18 protein-coding genes are annotated in these 15,563 nt (G+C 65.4%); 10 read left to right on the plus strand and 8 right to left on the minus strand.

Features of this window, described 5'->3' with window-relative positions; translation table 11 throughout:
• The first annotated feature begins 21 nt into the window (after window positions 1-21).
• Window positions 22-654 carry a histidine phosphatase family protein gene (locus tag AC14A7_RS13020; protein WP_484009726.1) on the plus strand — a complete coding sequence of 211 codons (633 nt, stop codon included), beginning with the start codon at window positions 22-24 and terminating at the stop codon, window positions 652-654.
• Here AC14A7_RS13020 and AC14A7_RS13025 read toward each other — a convergent pair.
• On the minus strand, window positions 651-1,559 hold the full coding sequence (locus AC14A7_RS13025) for an alpha/beta fold hydrolase (RefSeq protein WP_484009728.1): 909 nt from the start codon (window positions 1,557-1,559) through the stop codon (window positions 651-653). The genes AC14A7_RS13020 and AC14A7_RS13025 overlap by 4 nt on opposite strands.
• Window positions 1,560-1,679: 120 nt before the next feature.
• Here AC14A7_RS13025 and treS point away from each other — a divergent pair, with 120 nt between their 5' ends.
• Window positions 1,680-3,410 carry a maltose alpha-D-glucosyltransferase gene (gene treS, locus AC14A7_RS13030; protein WP_484009730.1) on the plus strand — a complete coding sequence of 577 codons (1,731 nt, stop codon included), beginning with the start codon at window positions 1,680-1,682 and terminating at the stop codon, window positions 3,408-3,410.
• A 91-nt stretch (window positions 3,411-3,501) separates the two neighbouring features.
• Window positions 3,502-4,191 carry an exonuclease domain-containing protein gene (locus AC14A7_RS13035; protein ID WP_484009732.1) on the plus strand — a complete coding sequence of 230 codons (690 nt, stop codon included), beginning with the start codon at window positions 3,502-3,504 and terminating at the stop codon, window positions 4,189-4,191.
• A gap of 79 nt (window positions 4,192-4,270) precedes the next feature.
• Here AC14A7_RS13035 and AC14A7_RS13040 read toward each other — a convergent pair whose 3' ends face one another.
• The 3 genes from AC14A7_RS13040 to glgA form a co-directional block, all read right to left on the minus strand.
• On the minus strand, window positions 4,271-4,519 hold the full coding sequence (locus AC14A7_RS13040) for a type B 50S ribosomal protein L31 (RefSeq protein WP_484009734.1): 249 nt from the start codon (window positions 4,517-4,519) through the stop codon (window positions 4,271-4,273).
• Between the two features lie 92 nt (window positions 4,520-4,611).
• Window positions 4,612-5,394: an ABC transporter ATP-binding protein gene (locus tag AC14A7_RS13045; protein WP_484009736.1), complete on the minus strand. Its 783-nt coding sequence runs from the start codon at window positions 5,392-5,394 to the stop codon at window positions 4,612-4,614.
• A 31-nt stretch (window positions 5,395-5,425) separates the two neighbouring features.
• Window positions 5,426-6,607: a glycogen synthase gene (gene glgA, locus AC14A7_RS13050; RefSeq protein WP_484009738.1), complete on the minus strand. Its 1,182-nt coding sequence runs from the start codon at window positions 6,605-6,607 to the stop codon at window positions 5,426-5,428.
• 46 nt (window positions 6,608-6,653) lie between these two features.
• Between glgA and AC14A7_RS13055 the strand changes: the two genes are divergently transcribed.
• Window positions 6,654-7,895 (plus strand): glucose-1-phosphate adenylyltransferase, encoded by a 1,242-nt coding sequence (locus tag AC14A7_RS13055; RefSeq protein ID WP_484009740.1) that lies wholly within the window; start codon window positions 6,654-6,656, stop codon window positions 7,893-7,895.
• Between the two features lie 25 nt (window positions 7,896-7,920).
• Window positions 7,921-8,559, plus strand: coding sequence for a phosphoserine phosphatase SerB (gene serB, locus AC14A7_RS13060; RefSeq protein ID WP_484009742.1), 639 nt, complete (start codon window positions 7,921-7,923; stop codon window positions 8,557-8,559).
• Between the two features lie 26 nt (window positions 8,560-8,585).
• Here serB and AC14A7_RS13065 read toward each other — a convergent pair whose 3' ends face one another.
• Both AC14A7_RS13065 and AC14A7_RS13070 read right to left on the minus strand, forming a co-directional pair.
• Window positions 8,586-10,226, minus strand: coding sequence for an SIR2 family protein (locus tag AC14A7_RS13065; protein WP_484009744.1), 1,641 nt, complete (start codon window positions 10,224-10,226; stop codon window positions 8,586-8,588).
• 41 nt (window positions 10,227-10,267) lie between these two features.
• Window positions 10,268-10,978, minus strand: coding sequence for a beta-ketoacyl-ACP reductase (locus tag AC14A7_RS13070; RefSeq protein WP_484009746.1), 711 nt, complete (start codon window positions 10,976-10,978; stop codon window positions 10,268-10,270).
• Window positions 10,979-11,015: 37 nt separating this feature from the next.
• Here AC14A7_RS13070 and AC14A7_RS13075 point away from each other — a divergent pair, with 37 nt between their 5' ends.
• From AC14A7_RS13075 to AC14A7_RS13090, 4 genes are read left to right on the plus strand one after another with little or no spacing between them, the layout of a single operon-like run.
• On the plus strand, window positions 11,016-11,345 hold the full coding sequence (locus AC14A7_RS13075) for a DUF3099 domain-containing protein (protein ID WP_484009748.1): 330 nt from the start codon (window positions 11,016-11,018) through the stop codon (window positions 11,343-11,345).
• Window positions 11,342-11,587 (plus strand): hypothetical protein, encoded by a 246-nt coding sequence (locus tag AC14A7_RS13080; protein ID WP_484009750.1) that lies wholly within the window; start codon window positions 11,342-11,344, stop codon window positions 11,585-11,587. Before AC14A7_RS13075 ends, AC14A7_RS13080 begins: the two co-directional genes overlap by 4 nt.
• Window positions 11,584-12,420, plus strand: coding sequence for an SURF1 family cytochrome oxidase biogenesis protein (locus tag AC14A7_RS13085; RefSeq protein WP_484009752.1), 837 nt, complete (start codon window positions 11,584-11,586; stop codon window positions 12,418-12,420). Before AC14A7_RS13080 ends, AC14A7_RS13085 begins: the two co-directional genes overlap by 4 nt.
• Window positions 12,421-12,459: 39 nt before the next feature.
• Entirely contained in the window at window positions 12,460-12,909 is a 450-nt protein-coding gene (locus AC14A7_RS13090) for a hypothetical protein (RefSeq protein WP_484009754.1), read from the plus strand.
• Here the strand turns inward: AC14A7_RS13090 and AC14A7_RS13095 are convergent, their stop codons facing one another.
• Complete coding sequence (locus AC14A7_RS13095) at window positions 12,910-14,508, minus strand: ABC-F family ATP-binding cassette domain-containing protein (RefSeq protein WP_484009756.1); 1,599 nt, start codon at window positions 14,506-14,508, stop codon at window positions 12,910-12,912.
• A gap of 107 nt (window positions 14,509-14,615) precedes the next feature.
• Here AC14A7_RS13095 and AC14A7_RS13100 point away from each other — a divergent pair, with 107 nt between their 5' ends.
• Window positions 14,616-15,260, plus strand: a complete 645-nt coding sequence (locus tag AC14A7_RS13100) for a biotin transporter BioY (protein WP_484009758.1) — start codon at window positions 14,616-14,618, stop codon at window positions 15,258-15,260.
• Between the two features lies 1 nt (window position 15,261).
• On the opposite strand, the gene AC14A7_RS13105 is transcribed toward AC14A7_RS13100, so the two are convergent.
• The coding region (locus AC14A7_RS13105; protein ID WP_484009760.1) for an energy-coupling factor transporter transmembrane component T at window positions 15,262-15,563 on the minus strand (302 nt) is incomplete at its 5' end.

Consider the following 15,563-nt stretch of genomic DNA (forward strand, 5'->3'; position numbering starts at 1 on the left):
CCCGCACACTGAGAGGCATTCATGACCGAGCTCTATCTCGTGCGCCACGGCGAGACCGACTGGAACCGGGCGCACCGCATCCAGGGCAGCACCGACATCCCGCTCAACGACACGGGGCGCGCCCAGGCGACCGCGACCGGCCGCCTACTGGCCCGTCGTCGCTGGGATGCCATCGTGGCGAGCCCGCTGTCGAGAGCGGCGGAGACAGCGTCTCTCATCGCCGCGGAGCTCGGACTCGGAGGTCCTGAGATCGATCCGGCCATCGTCGAGCGCAACTACGGTGCGGCAGAGGGCATGACAGGCGCAGAGATCGACGCGCTCTACCCGGCCGGAGCCGACGTTCCCGGCCGGGAGTCCCGTGAGGAGGTCGTCGCCCGCGCGCTGCCTGCCCTCGTCGCGATCGCAGAGCGGTATCCGGGTCAGGCGGTCGTCGTCGTCAGCCATGGTGGCGTCATCCGCAGTGTTCTGAATGCTGTGGAGCCGGGCACGAGCGCCACAGAGCTCATTCGCAATGGCTCTGTGCACAGCTTCCGCCACGTCGACGGCGCGCTCGAGCTCATCGCCTTCAACGATCCGATCGAGGTCGAGTCGCTCGAGTGCGCGACCGACGAGCTCGAGGAGCAGAACGCGATAGAGGCGCGCGAGCTGGCCTAGGCCTGGGGGGCGAGGGTTCCCTCGCCGAGGAAGTCGACGATGTGCTGCGCGGCGATGCGGGGAACCTCGTAGTGGATGAGGTGGCCGACGTTGGGAATGACGTGCAGCGTCGCGTTCGGCATCATCGCCTCGAGCGCGTGCAGGTGCTTCACTGCGGTGATCGGGTCTTTCTCCGCTCCCACCAACAGGGTCGGCATGGTGATCTTCTCTGCGAAGTCGCGCACCGTGTAGCTGACCGATGCGTCGAAGGAGTCGACGACGCTCTGCCTGCTCGCGAACCGGCCGAAGTAGGTGTGGTGCTGGTCGTGGATGAACCGGCGCAGCGCCTTGTCCTTCGTGACGGTGAGCTTGACGCTCATGCCACGGATGATGGCCCAGTTGCCGAAAAGCCAGTAGCCGGCCTTCTCCGGCAGCTTCAGCGACAAGCGGTAGAACGCCATCGTGAGGCGCGTGAGGATGGCGCTCGGCCCTTCGAGAGCCGATGCCGCGATCGGGTTGATCAGGATCAGCTTCGGCGGGTCGACAAGGCCGGTGCCGATCGCATAGCTGGAGATGATCGAGCCGAACGAGTGCCCGAGCAGCACAGCCTTCTCGAGGCTCAGCGCTGCGACGAAGCCCGCGAGCCATCGCGCGTAGCCGTCGATGCTGTGCGGCACCTCGGTGAGCGGCCCCGACTCGCCGAAACCGGGCATGTCGGCACCGACGAACCGCACATCGGTGAACTGGGCGATCACGGGCTCGAGGCCGTGGTGCTCGCCACGGTAGCCGTGGGCGACGACGATGGTGACCGCGGCATCCTCCGGCCCGTAGTCCCAGTAGCGGGTCTCGCTGCCGAGGACGGTGACGACGCCCTCGCGGACGGGGATCGTCGAGAGCAGCGCGGCGTAGGGCGAGAAGACTGGCATCCGCCCAAGTTTAGGCCCGACGCCGCGTCGATTCCGGTAGAGCCCACACGGAGCAATGCGCGAGGGTGCGCCCTTAGACTCGAACGGTACCTGTCCCGCACTATCTCGAGAGAGCCGCCTGTGACCTTTACCGCACCCATCCAGCTGCCCGGTTTGGCCCTCGATCCGCAGTGGTACAAACGGGCAGTGTTCTACGAGGTGATGGTGCGGTCGTTCCTCGACAGCAATGCCGACGGATCAGGAGACCTCAAGGGACTCATCTCCAAGCTCGACTACCTGCAGTGGCTCGGAATCGACGCCCTCTGGCTGCCGCCCTTCTACTCGTCGCCCCTTCGCGACGGCGGCTACGACGTTGCCGACTACCGCTCGATCCTTGCCGAGTTCGGCACGATCGAGGAGTTCCGCGAGCTCGTCACGAAGGCGCACGAGCGCAACATGCGGGTCGTCATCGACCTGCCGATCAACCACACCTCCGACCAGCACGACTGGTTCCAGCAGTCCCGCAGCGAGCCTGACGGGCCGTTCGGCGACTACTACATGTGGAGCGACACCGACGAGAAGTTTCCCGACGTGCGCATCATCTTCACCGACTACGAGGACTCGAACTGGGCGTTCGACCCGGTGCGCCGCCAGTTCTACTTCCACCGCTTCTTCTCCCACCAGCCAGACCTGAACTACGACAACCCGGCTGTCGTCGACGCCGTGTTCGACATCGTGCGATTCTGGCTGGATCTCGGCGTCGACGGATTCCGTCTCGACGCCATCCCGTACCTCTACGTCTCCGAGGGCGGCACCGGTGAGGGCGAGCCGCCGACGCACGAGTTCTTGAAGCGGCTTCGCGCCATGGTCGACCAGGACTACCCTGGCCGCGTCATGATCGCCGAGGCCAACCAGTGGCCCAACGAGGTGGCGAAGTTCCTCGGCACTAACGAGGAGCCGGAGTGTCACATGGCCTTCGACTTCCCCGCGATGCCCCGCATCTTCTACTCCCTTCGCTCGCAGCAGGCCGGCGAGCTGGTGCGCGTGCTCTCTGAGCACACCCACGTTCCCGACGGCGCGGGCTGGGGCGTCTTCCTGCGCAACCACGACGAGCTCACGCTCGAGATGGTCACAGAGGAGTACCGGCAGGCCATGTACGGCTGGTACGCATACGACCCGAGGATGCGGGTGAACGTCGGCATTCGGCGTCGCCTCTCCCCTCTGCTCGACAACAGTCGCGCAGAGCTGGAGCTCGCGCACGCCCTCCTCTTCTCGCTGCAGGGCTCCCCGTTCCTGTACTACGGCGACGAGATCGGCATGGGCGACAACATCTGGCTGCCCGACCGCGATGCCTCGCGCACCCCGATGCAGTGGACCCCCGACCGCAACGCCGGCTTCTCCTCCGCCGACCCGGGAAAGCTCTACCTTCCCGTCGTGCAGTCGCTGGTCTACAACTACCACCACATCAACGTCGAGGCGCAGCTCGCGCAGTCGCGGTCACTGCTGCACTGGATCCGCAATGTCATCCACGTGCGCAAGAACCACCCGGCATTCGGCCTCGGCGGGCTGCGTGTCATCCCGACCAACCACGACTCGATCCTCGCGTTCGCGCGCGAGTACCCCGGGTCTGGCAACCAGTTCGGGGATGCCCCAGAGACCGTGCTGTGCGTCTTCAGCTTCGCGCACAACCCGGCCTCGTTCACCCTCGAGGATCCCCAGCTCGCCGGACAGGCTCTCACCGACCTCTTCGGCGGCGGCGAGTTCCCCGCTTTCGACGCCGACGGAAAGCTCACGCTCACCATGGGCACCCAGGGCTTCTACTGGCTGCACGTCGGCGACAGTCACTTCGGCGGCGGAGCCGGCGGACGATAGGCACCGTGGCGGCGGAGCCGGCGGACGATAGGCACCGTCACGCCCGGTACGGCGCGACCGCCGCGTCGGCGGTCGCCCGTATCCTGTGACCATGAGTGATCCATGGCACCACACGCTCGGCGTCTTCGACCTGGAGACCACGGGCATCGATGTCACTACCAGCCGAATCGTCTCCGCCCATGTCGGTGTGATCGGTCCGGATGGCGTGGTTCTCGAGCGGCTCGACTGGCTTGCCGACCCCGGAATCGAGATTCCGGAGCAGGCGAGTGCCGTTCACGGCATCACGACGCAGCGCGCCCGCGCCGAGGGGCGCCCTGCTGCCGAGGTGGTCGGCGAGATCGTCGCGGCAATCGCCGACCTGTTCTCCCGAGGCCACGCACTCACGATCTACAACGCGTCGTACGACCTCAGCCTGCTCGCCCACGAGGCCCGTCGCCACGGCATCGACCCGCTCTACCTTCCGAGCCCCATCGTCGACCCGCTCGTGCTCGACAAGGTGGTCGACCGCTATCGCAAGGGAAAGCGCACGCTCGAGGCAGCGGCGCTGCACTACGGCGTCGACCTCACCGATGCCCACGACGCCGGTGCGGATGCCATCGCGGCTGGCCGTGTCGCCCAGGCGATCGCGGGCCGCTACCCCACGGAGCTATCGCTCGAGGCAGCAGAGCTGCACGACCGCCAGATCGCATGGGCCGCAGAGCACGCCGCAAGCTTTCAGGAGTACATGCGTCGCACGCACAACCCTGACTTCACCGACAGCGGTCTGTGGCCCGTGCGCTGACGCCAGCTGGCAAGCGAGAAGGGCAGCCGCCGAAGCGACTGCCCTTCTTGCAAAGCCTGCGTGACGCAGAGACTGCGTTCTACGCGCCGAAGCCCTTGTAGCGGGTGTTGAACTTCTCCACGCGGCCGGCGGAGTCCATGATGCGCTGCTTGCCCGTGTAGAACGGGTGCGAGGCGGAGGAGATCTCGACGTCGATGACCGGGTAGGTGACGCCATCCAGCTCGATGGTCTTGTCACTCGTCGCGGTCGAGCGCGTGAGGAAGGTCTCACCGGATGCGAGGTCGCGGAACACGATTGCCTCGTAGGTGGGGTGGATATCGGTCTTCATTGGATGTCCTTACAGAGAAAGTCAATACGGCGTAGGCCGACGCACTAGCCTACCAGAGGATTCGGCCCGGTTGAAGCTTCGAGTAGCGGCCCTCAGACTGCCCTGGCGCTGAAGCGCCCGTCGACTGCGGTCACCTCGAGCTCGAGGCCGAAGGTGAGGCTGAGGTTGGCCGCGTTGACCACCTCGTCGATCGGCCCGGAGGCCGTCACCACGCCCTTCTTGAGCAGCAGGGCGTGGGTGAACCCCGGCGGGATCTCCTCGACGTGGTGGGTGACCATGACGATCGCTGGGGCCTGCGGGGCACTGGCGTAGCCGCCGAGCAGCTTGAGCAGCTCCTCACGTGCACCGAGGTCGAGGGAGGCGGCTGGCTCGTCGAGCAGCATCAGCTCCGGGTCGGTCATGACGGCTCGCGCGATCTGCACGCGCTTCTGCTCGCCGTCGCTGAGGCCGCCGAAGCGGCGGTTCTCCAGGGCGTCGAGCTTCCACTCGGCGAGCACGCGGCGCGCCCGGCGCACGTCGATGTCCTCGTACTCCTCGTTCCAGCGGCCCGTCACCGAGTAGGCGGCGGTGAGCACGACGTTGATGACGGTCTCATCCGACGGCACCTGCCGCGCGAGAGCCGTGGAGGCGAAGCCGATTCGCGGCCGCAGCTCGAAGACGTCGATCGCCCCGAGCTTGTCGTCGAGCACGCGAGCCGTGCCAGACGAGGGGTGGATGGATGCGGAGGCGAGCTGCAGCAGCGTCGTCTTGCCTGCGCCGTTGGGCCCGAGAATCGCCCATCGCTCATCACTGTCGACGGTCCACGACACCGCGTTGAGAATGGGGTTGCCGTCACGGACGACGGACACTTCGCTGAGCTCGAGAACGCTAGACATTTGCTTCCAGTTTAGGCCGCTGCCGCAAGGCTCAGGCGAGCGACTCGTAGATCGCGCGAGTCTGGCTGGCGATTCGCTCCCAGCCGAATTCGGTGCGAGCGCGCTCGAGACCCGCTGCCCCCATCCGCTTCGCGTTCTCCGGGTCGGCGAGCACCTCGTTGAGGGTCGCAGCGAGGTCGTTGACGAACCGGTCGGGATCGGTCGGCGTGCCAGTGCCGTCTGTCGCCTGGTCGATGGGAACGAGGCGGCCCGTGACGCCGTCGACGATGACCTCGGGAATGCCGCCAGTCGCCGTGCCGACGACGGGGATGCCGCAGGCCATGGCCTCGAGGTTGACGATGCCGAGTGGCTCGTAGACCGAGGGGCACACGAAGGTCGTGCCCTGGGTGAGCACGGCAGAGAGCTCGTACTGGCTGAGCAGACGGTCGATCCACACCACGCCGTCGCGCTGCTCGGTGAGGGCGACGACGCCCGCCTTGACCTCCTCGAGGATCTCGGGGGTGTCGGGGGCGCCGGCGCAGAGGATCAGCTGCACGTCCTTCGGCAGCTGCTGGGCCGCGCGCAGCAGGTAGGGAAGGCCCTTCTGCCGCGTGATACGGCCGACGAACACGACGGAGGGGCGCGAGGGGTCGATGCCGAGGCTGCGCACGAGGTCGTCGTCCTCGACAGGGTGCCAGCGCTCCAGGTCGATGCCGTTGTAGACGGTGGTGACCTTCGACTCGTCGAGGAAGGGGTAGGCGGTGAGGATGTCGCGGCGCATGCCGTCGCTCACCGCGATGACCTTGGCGGCACCCGCGAACGCCGTCGCCTCGATCCAGCTCGAGACGCGGTAGCCGCCGCCGAGCTGCTCTGCCTTCCACGGGCGCAGCGGCTCGAGGCTGTGCGCCGTCACGACGTGCGGGATTCCGTGCAGCAGCGAGGCGATGTGTCCTGCGCCGTTCGCGTACCAGGTGTGGGAGTGCACGACGTCGGCTCCCTCGACATCCTGCGCGATCTGCAGGTCGACACCGAGGGTGGCGAGGGCTGGGTTGGCCGAGGCGAGACCCGGCGGCACGAGGTAGGCGTGCGTGTTGACCTCGTCGCGCGGCTGGCCGAAGGCACGCACCACGACGTCGAGGTGCGGTCGCAGCGCGCGGGTGAGCTCGGCGACGTGAACGCCAGCGCCCCCGTAGACCTCAGGGGGATATTCACGGGTAATCAGGTCGACTCGCATCTGTCAAACGCTAGTACCCCCCAGACGCCTCGCCTACTCTGTAGCCATGCCTTCAAAGAAGATCTTCGGAATCGTGCTCGCTGGCGGTGAGGGCAAGCGCCTCATGCCCCTGACGGCCGATAGGGCGAAGCCCGCTGTGCCATTCGGCGGTGGCTACCGACTGATCGACTTCGCGCTGAGCAACCTCATCAACTCCGGCCTTCGCCAGATCGTGGTGCTCACCCAGTACAAGTCGCACAGCCTCGACCGCCACATCTCGCAGACCTGGCGGCTCTCCGGCATGCTGCACTCCTACGTCGCGTCCGTGCCGGCGCAGCAGCGCCTCGGCAAGCGGTGGTTCAGCGGATCGGCCGACGCCATCCTGCAGAGCCTCAACCTCCTGCGCGACGAGAAGCCAGACATCGTCGTCGTGGTCGGCCCCACCCACGTCTACCGCATGGACTTCGACCAGATGATCCAGGCGCACATCGAGTCGGGCCGCGGGCTCACCGTTGCCGCCATCCGCCAGCCCATCTCCCTCGCCGACCAGTTCGGCGTGATCGAACTGGATGAGAACGACCCGACGAAGATCGCCGCCTTCCGCGAGAAGCCGACCGACGCGGTCGGCCTCGCCGACTCGCCGAAGGAGGTGCTGGCATCCATGGGCAACTACGTCTTCGACGCCGACATCCTCATCGAGGCCGTGCTGCGCGACGGTGAGCGCAGCGACTCGAACCACGACATGGGCGGCGACATCGTGCCGGACTTCGTGTCGCGCGGTGCGGCATCCGTCTACGACCTGAACCGCAACGTCGTGCCTGGCTCGACCGACCGCGACCGGTTCTACTGGCGCGACGTCGGTAGCATCGACTCCTTCTTCGAGGCCCACCAAGACCTGGTGTCGGCGCTGCCGATCTTCAACCTCTACAACAACGACTGGCCGATCTTCAGCCAGCACCTCAACTCGCCACCGGCCAAGTTCGTGCGCGACGCCCGCAACTTCGTCGGAACGACGATCGACTCGATCGTCTCCCCCGGCTCTGTGCTGTCGGGCGCCCACGTCGAGCGCTCCGTTCTCGGCCCGTGGACCAGCATCGAGTCGGGAGCGGCAGTGATCGACTCGATCGTCTTCGAGCGCTCCTCGATCGGCGCGAACGCCACCGTGCGCAAGGCTATTCTTGACAAGGATGTGGTGGTCGCCGCTGGCGCCTCCGTCGGAGTCGACCACGACGCCGACCGGGCCAAGGGCTTCACCGTCACCGACTCCGGCATCACGATCGTGGGCAAGGGAGTTCACGTCACCGCTTAGCTCCCACCCGAAAGGCCCTTCCCGCATGGCTCGCTTTCTCGTCGTGCTGGATGTCGACTCAACGCTGATCGAGAACGAGGTCATCGAGGAGCTCGCGCTCGAGGCCGGCTCGCTTGAGCAGGTGGCCGCGATCACCTTCCAGGCCATGAACGGCGAGCTCGACTTCGAGGAGTCCCTTCGCGCGCGGGTTGCGACGCTGGCCGGACTGCCAGAGTCGGTGTTTCAGGATGTCGCCCCACGCATCCGGGTGACCGCCGGGGTTGCAGAGATGATCGCTGCAATACGCGCCGCCGATGGTCGCGTCGCAGTGGTCTCCGGCGGCTTCCACGAGGTGCTCGACCCTGTCGCGGCGGAACTCGGTCTCGACCACTGGCGGGCGAACCGGCTCGAGATCGTCGACGGCGTGCTCACCGGCGGCCTCACCGGCCCGATCATCGACGCTCAGGCCAAGGCCGACACCCTGCAGGAGTGGGCCGACGACATGGGCATCCCCCTGTCGCAGACGGTCGCCGTCGGCGACGGCGCCAACGACCTGACCATGATGGCCCTCGCCGGCCTCGCCGTCGGCTTCGACGCCAAGGCCCCCGTGCGCGACCTCGCGCACGTGCTTATCGACGAGCGGGACCTGTCGCTCGTGCTGCCGCTGCTGGGGTTGCGCGGGTAGATGGTAGATACAGGAGCACCCTGCTTCTAGTTTTCCTCGCTCTCAATCAGCTCTTCTTCGAGACGTCGGAGTTCTTCAAGACTGGCGTACAGTTCAGCGTCCGAGCGACCAACTGGAGAGGCCTCAGCTAGTTGCTCCATCCGTTCTCTGATCACCTGCAGAGTCGCATCCAACTGAGGGGCTTTGTCTTCATCAGTGCCCTGCGAAAGTATCAACGGATAGATCGCAGCGGCTCGTTTCACCTGGGAAACTCCCTCGATGAGGATGTCTGGATCTCCATCGACAAGTCCTCCGATAAGGCGCTGAACGATGTTCGCCGCGTATGCGATATCGAAGTCTGCGTGATCGCGGGAGTTCCAGTCGACCTCCTTAGACAATGCATCAATCATCTCCTTGGCAAACTTTTCGCTCACCTTCGAAGCCCAGACCAAGTCCCACGGCACGTCTGAGTTCCGCGTAAGTAGTTCTCTAGTGCGATGAGCTTCATCCGAGCCTCCGCGAAGGACGCTGCAGGCCCATTCCGTGAGTTCTGAGCAGGCGCCGAAGAGTTTGATCTTTTCTACCAGGACAGCAAAGTTTTTCGGCGTCACATCAGAGCTTGAGTAAATACCCTTGAACGCCTCTGCCGCCGAATCAATCAAGAGAGGCGGTATGTCCCGATGCAAGAATCGGTGCACTGAAGAAGTCTCAGAGGCGCGCATAAAATACGAGTACCTATCTCGGTCTTCTTTGGGTTTAGGCAGCGATGCGATCAGATTGGACGACGCAAACATACGGTTGATTGTTCCCGGGATTGTGTTTTGACCCGCGCGGAAGGCCAAGCGATCCAGAAACTCTGCCAAGAGCTTCGAGCGGTCGGAAACCTTGTACCGTCCGTCGGGATCCAAAGTAGTCGGCGTCAATCCCACGTCTCTAAACAGCGCGTCCTGCACTGGATTAGGTCCAATCTTCAAGATGTACGAGGCGCGACGATCGTCAGGCGGGATGTCCTGCATCATCTGCATCAGCTTGAACCAGATGAGACGGATGTTGACATCTCGAAAGCTGTATCCCATGAACAGCACACTGCGGCCCAGAATGTCCGACCGAAACTTCAGGTCCATTGGTGACTCAAGGTCCAGGCGTTTGTAGTAGGCCGATTCGGTCAGCACCAAGGTGCCTTCGTGTCTCAAGTCACCGTGATACTTGACGATCTGCGTCTTTTCCAAACTGGAATTGGCCACGTCCTTCGGAAGCGCCACAACAGACGCTGGAACGCCGAGCGATTTGTATGTGCGCTCAATCAGGTCGTCATAGTTTGTCGTATAGATCTGGGGGGCTCCCAAGTTGACCAACTCGACGTGACCAGCCGAAAGAACTGGATCGTTCGCACCGCCCAGCAAACCCTGGATGACGTGTCGCAGCGGGCCAATTCGCTTATCTGACTTGATGTATAGGTACTCGGCAATCTGCAGAAAGTCACCGTTGGTAAAAGCCTTGATCTTTTCAAACGTGAGATCGGGTTCGACTTCCGCTGAAAGTTTGCGCAACAGTTGTTCCCAATCAGGCATTCCCAGGCCGTTGGAAAATCCCGCGCCAACGAATGGGATTACTCGGCGCTCATAAATACCCGAGACCAAGTCGTCCGGGATGTCGAGTCCACGTGTCGGTCGAGATGTCGTCACCATCCCCAGAACTTATCGACGTTGCCTCGTTTTTGTCTACTGTGTCAGTGCCCCATCCCGAGCCCGCCATCCACGGGGATAACCGCACCCGAGATGTACGCGGCGTCATCCGACGCGAGCCAGGTGATCACGCGAGCGACCTCCGCCGGTGACGCAAACCGCCCAGCCGGGATCGACTTCTTGTACGCCGCCTGCTGCTCCTCTGGCAGCTCTGCCGTCATGTCCGTCTCGATGAAGCCGGGGGCAACCACGTTGGCGGTGATGTTGCGGGCGCCGAGCTCGCGGGTGATCGAGCGGGCGAAGCCGACGAGTCCGGCCTTCGAGGCCGAGTAGTTCGCCTGGCCGGCACCGCCGAACAGGCCGACGACGCTCGAGACGAGGATGATGCGGCCGAACTTGGCCTTCAGCATGCCCTTCGAGGCGCGCTTGACCACGCGGAAGGCGCCGGTGAGGTTGGTGTCGATGACATCCGTGAAGTCCGATTCCTCCATGCGCATGAGCAGCATGTCACGGGTGATGCCGGCGTTGGCGACGACGACCTCGACCGGTCCGAGCTGGGCCTCGATCTCGGTGAAGGCGGCGTCGATGCTGGCGGAGTCGGTGACGTCGGCGATCACGGTGAGGGATCCATCCGGTCCCTTTCCCGATCGCGCAGTGACTGCCACGCGATGGCCAGCGGCTACGAACTCCTCTGCGATAGCGAAGCCGATTCCTCGGTTTCCACCGGTAACGAGAACAGTGCGGAGCGTAGTCATGCCGACCAGCCTACTGTCAGCGCTGAGGCGCTTAAGATTGAGTGACAGGCGCCAGAGCGGCGCCGTCGAACGGTCATCCTCCATGCAGAAGAAGCAGCAGTCGATCACCACGCTGCCCCCGTCGCCCGACGAGGAGCGCCGCCAGCGCATGGTGCGCTACAGCGTCGCCATGGGCGTGCGCATGCTGTGCTTCATCCTGATCTTCCTCGTGCCCGACTGGTGGAAGCTGGTCTTCGGCATCGGGGCGATCGTGCTGCCGTACTTCGCCGTCGTCATCGCGAACGTCAGCATGAACCAGGCAGGCGGGGTCGTCGAGCGACCGGGCGCGGTCGTGCGCATCGAGCCGAGAGCAGACGACATCCGATGAGTCTCTTCGGTTCATCAGAGGCGAGCGTGCAGTGCTCGCGGGCGAACTGCTCGAATGCGGCGGTGTGGAACGTCAACTGGCGCAACCCCCGCATCCACGATGAGAGCCGCGTCAAGATCTGGCTCGCGTGCGACGAGCACCGCGACTATCTGCACGACTACCTCGCCAACCGCTCCTTTCCCGTGGTCGTGACGGCGCTGGATGAGACGCTCGACCGCCTGCCCCCGGTGACCACCGCGTGAGGGGCTGGCACTTCGCGTTCAATCGGCGCTGGTTCGGATACCTCGGCGCTGCTCTCGCCTTCGCGCTCGCCTGCGTGCTGCTCTCGCAGTGGCAGTTCGCCCGACGCGACGAGGCCGTCGTCGAGATCAACCGCGTCATCGACAACTACGAGGCGACACCCGTGCCCGTGACCGAGGCGCTGCCGCAGCTCGACGCGTTCGACGCCGACGACAAGTGGCTGCCGGTCACGCTCGAGGGCGAGTATCTCGTCGACAGCCAGGTGCTGGCGCGCAATCGCCCCTACAACGGCAATCCCGGCTTCGAGGTGCTCACTCCCCTGCTGACCGCCGACGGCACCGTCTTCATCGTCGACCGCGGCTGGCTGCCGAGCGGAACAAAGGACTACCCGGATGCCGTTCCGGCCCCGCCGGAAGGCCAGGTCACCGTGACCGCGCGCCTCAAAGCCGGGGAGCCGGCCCTCGCCGGGCGATCCGCCCCCGCCGGACAGGTTGCCACCGTCGAGTTGGAGCTCATCGCGAAGTCCCTCGACCACCCCGTCTACACGGGCGCCTACGGGCTGCTCGCCTCGGAGTCGCCGTCGGTGGCCGACATGCCCCTTCCTGCCGTCAAGCCTGCGCCCGACGAGGGCCCGCACCTCTCCTACGCCGTGCAGTGGATCGTCTTCGCCCTGTTCGGGTTCTTCGGACTCGGCTACGCCCTTCGTCAGGAGTACCGCCTCGTCAATGCCGACGACCCAGAGGAGCGGGCGCGCGCTGCCGTTCGGCGCGAGAAGGCGTCGAAGCGCTCCCGCAGCGACGCCGACATCGAGGACGAGCTGCTCGATCGCGTGTGATCAGCGTCACATGTCGTCGGCCTCCGCCACACTCAGCGGATGAGCGACTTCGATTTTCTGTACGGCAACTGGACCGTGGTGAACCGCCGCCTCCGCACCCTGTTCGCGGGCAGCACCGACTGGGAGGTGTTTCCCGGCACCCAGCATGCCCAGGAGCTGCTCGGCGGCGTCGGCAACATCGACGAGAGCGACTTTCCGACGAAGGGCTGGTCGGGCGCGACCCTTCGGCTCAAGAACCAGGAGACCAAGGAGTGGTCGATCTGGTGGGCGTCAAGCGCCACCGGCACGCTGTTCCCGCCGGTCGTCGGGCGGTTCGAGAACGGAAGAGGCGACTTCTACGGCGACGACACCCACGAGGGGCGCCCCATCAAGGCCCACTTCATCTGGTCGCAGATCACGCCGACCTCCGCCCGCTGGGAGCAGGAGTTCTCCGCCGATGGCGGCAAGACCTGGGAGACCAACTGGATCATGGAGCTCTCGAGGGCCTAGCTACGCGAGCGAGATGAGCTCGAGGTAGCCGGCGTTGTAGTGGTCCTCTGTGCCGTCGGGCATGATGAGCACGCGCTCTGGGTTGAGCGCCTCGACAGCGCCCTCGTCGTGGCTGACCAGCACGACGGCGCCGGTGAAGTTGGCCAGTGCTCCGAGGATCTCCTCGCGCGAGGCAGGGTCGAGGTTGTTTGTCGGCTCATCGAGCAGCAGCACGTTCGCACCGCTGACGACGATCATCGCGAGGGCGAGTCGGGTCTTCTCTCCGCCCGAGAGCACGCCGGCCGGATTGTAGCCGTCGTCGCCCGTGAAGAGGAACGAGCCGAGCACGCGGCGCGCCTCCATCTCGGTGATGTTGGGGCTCGAGGAGATCATGTTCTCGAGCACGGAGCGCTTCACGTCGATGGTCTCGTGCTCTTGCGCGAAGTATCCGATGCGAAGGCCGTGGCCTGGCACGATGCTTCCCGTATCTGGCTTGTCGACGCCCGCGAGCATCCTCAGCAATGTCGTCTTGCCTGCACCGTTGAGTCCGAGCACGACCACCTTCGACCCGCGGTCGATGGCGAGGTCGACGGCGGCGAAGATCTCGAGCGAGCCGTAGCTCTTCGACAGGTTCTCTGCCATGAGCGGCGTCTTGCCACAGGGCGCCGGCTCTGGAAACCGCAGCTTGGCGACCCGGTCGACAGCGCGCACCTCGTCGAGGCCGCTCAGCAGCTTCTCTGCACGCGCGACCATCTGGTGGGCTGCCGCTGCCTTCGACGCCTTCGCTCCGAACTTGGCCGCCTGTGCCTGCAGCACACCGGCCTTCTTCTCCGCGTTCTGGCGCTCCTTCTTGCGGCGCTCCTCGTCGGCGGCACGCTGCTTGTGGTAGTTCTTCCAGCCCATGTTGTACTGGTCGATCGTCTGGCGGTTCGCGTCGAGGTAGAAGACCTTGTTGACGGTCTCCTCGACGAGGTCGACATCGTGGGTGATCACGATCAGGCCGCCCTGGAAGTTCTTGAGGAACTCGCGAAGCCAGACGACAGAGTCGGCGTCGAGGTGGTTGGTCGGTTCGTCGAGCAGCATCGTGTCAGCGCCGGAGAACAGGATGCGGGCGAGCTCGATGCGGCGCCGCTGGCCACCAGAGAGGGTCGACAGCTGCTGGTCGAGGATGCGGTCGGGCAGGCTGAGGTTGGACGCGATGGATGCCGCCTCTGCCTCTGCCGTGTAGCCGCCGAGGGCGGTGAAGCGCTCCTCGAGGTTCGAGTACTTACGCATGGCCTTCTCGCTGACCGCGGAGTCGCTGCTGGCCATGTCGGTCATCGCCTGCTGCATGTCGATGACGATCTGCCCGAGACCACGCGCGTCGAGGATGCGGGTTCTCGCGAGGTCTTCCGGGTTGCCGCTGCGCGGATCCTGCGGAAGGTAGCCGATCTCGCCGGTGAAGGAGATGGTGCCGGCGGTCGGTTGAAGCTCGCCCGCCAGCGTCTTGGTCAGGGTCGTCTTGCCCGCTCCGTTGCGACCGACCAGCCCGATCTTGTCGCCCTTGTCGACGCGGAACGACACGCCGTCCATGAGGAGGCGCGCTCCGACGCGAAGTTCGAGGTCGTGAACGGAGAGCACAGGCAAAGTCCTATTGATTCATTGCGTTTCTACAACGCGAGAGGGGGGATCCAACGGGATAGTCTACTTGCCACAGCCCCGCACACTCATTCCCGCAAGGAGCACCGATGCCTCGCCTCACCCTCGCACTGGGGAGGCCGACCCTCGCAGACGAGCACTTCGAGCGCCGACTGCTCACCGATCTTGCACTGATGGGTGCTGGAGCCGCCCTCGTGGCCCTGGCGACCCAGCTGACCATCCCCCTCTGGCCGGTGCCCATGACGGCGCAGACCCTCGCGGTGCTGGTTGTCGGAGCAGGGCTCGGCGCGGCTCGCGGCGCCCTCGCCATCGTCGTGTACGTGGCCATCGGCGTGCTCGGGCTCCCCGTGTTCAGCGGTGGTGCCTCCGGTCTCGACACCCTCGCAGGCGGCACGGGTGGATTCATCCTCGGCTTCATCGCCACCGCGGCGGTCGCCGGGTGGCTCGCCCAGCGCCGATGGGACCGCAGGCTCCCGACCGGCCTCGCCGCTCTCGGCATCGCGGCCGTCGTTCCCTACCTCTTCGGACTCCCGTGGCTCGCTGCATGGCTGGGCTCAGTCGGCTTGCCGAACGACGTGCCATCGGTGGTCGCCGCAGGGCTCGCGCCCTTCGTCGTCGGAGACCTCGTCAAGGTCGTCGTCGCCGCCGTGATCCTGTGGCTTGCCTGGCGGGTGGCATCCCGTACGCGCTCGCGTGCGCAGGTCGAGGCCGATGCCGCCATGGGCAGCGAGTAGCTCAACCGCCGCGGGCGTCGAGAGCGTCGCCGAGCTGGTCGGAGTGCTGCAGCGCGAGCACCAGCAGTGGCACGCCATAGCCGAGCACGCCGGTGCCGGCACCGCGAGCAGCACGCCCCTCCTGGATGCGCTCGACCAGCCGCGACATCAACGGCACCGTCGTGATGGTCAGCGCGAGCACCAGCGCGATCCGGTCGCCGTCCACTCCGATGACCCGAAGCGGCCGGAACAGCGTCTGAAAGGCTGAGAGCAGCTCGCTCACCGTCGTCGTCAGACTCAGCAGCGATGCCACCAGCAGGATGA

It is taken from the genome of Conyzicola sp. (assembly GCF_057073975.1).

What these genes read in the sequence shown, in the direction of transcription:
- AC14A7_RS13020 (WP_484009726.1), top strand. Translation starts at nt 22, where the DNA reads ATGACCGAGCTCTATCTCGTGCGCCACGGCGAGACCGACTGGAACCGG.
- AC14A7_RS13025 (WP_484009728.1), bottom strand. Translation starts at nt 1,559, where the DNA reads ATGCCAGTCTTCTCGCCCTACGCCGCGCTGCTCTCGACGATCCCCGTC.
- AC14A7_RS13035 (WP_484009732.1), top strand. Translation starts at nt 3,502, where the DNA reads ATGAGTGATCCATGGCACCACACGCTCGGCGTCTTCGACCTGGAGACC.
- AC14A7_RS13040 (WP_484009734.1), bottom strand. Translation starts at nt 4,519, where the DNA reads ATGAAGACCGATATCCACCCCACCTACGAGGCAATCGTGTTCCGCGAC.
- AC14A7_RS13045 (WP_484009736.1), bottom strand. Translation starts at nt 5,394, where the DNA reads ATGTCTAGCGTTCTCGAGCTCAGCGAAGTGTCCGTCGTCCGTGACGGC.
- glgA (WP_484009738.1), bottom strand. Translation starts at nt 6,607, where the DNA reads ATGCGAGTCGACCTGATTACCCGTGAATATCCCCCTGAGGTCTACGGG.
- AC14A7_RS13055 (WP_484009740.1), top strand. Translation starts at nt 6,654, where the DNA reads ATGCCTTCAAAGAAGATCTTCGGAATCGTGCTCGCTGGCGGTGAGGGC.
- serB (WP_484009742.1), top strand. Translation starts at nt 7,921, where the DNA reads ATGGCTCGCTTTCTCGTCGTGCTGGATGTCGACTCAACGCTGATCGAG.
- AC14A7_RS13065 (WP_484009744.1), bottom strand. Translation starts at nt 10,226, where the DNA reads ATGGTGACGACATCTCGACCGACACGTGGACTCGACATCCCGGACGAC.
- AC14A7_RS13070 (WP_484009746.1), bottom strand. Translation starts at nt 10,978, where the DNA reads ATGACTACGCTCCGCACTGTTCTCGTTACCGGTGGAAACCGAGGAATC.
- AC14A7_RS13080 (WP_484009750.1), top strand. Translation starts at nt 11,342, where the DNA reads ATGAGTCTCTTCGGTTCATCAGAGGCGAGCGTGCAGTGCTCGCGGGCG.
- AC14A7_RS13090 (WP_484009754.1), top strand. Translation starts at nt 12,460, where the DNA reads ATGAGCGACTTCGATTTTCTGTACGGCAACTGGACCGTGGTGAACCGC.
- AC14A7_RS13100 (WP_484009758.1), top strand. Translation starts at nt 14,616, where the DNA reads ATGCCTCGCCTCACCCTCGCACTGGGGAGGCCGACCCTCGCAGACGAG.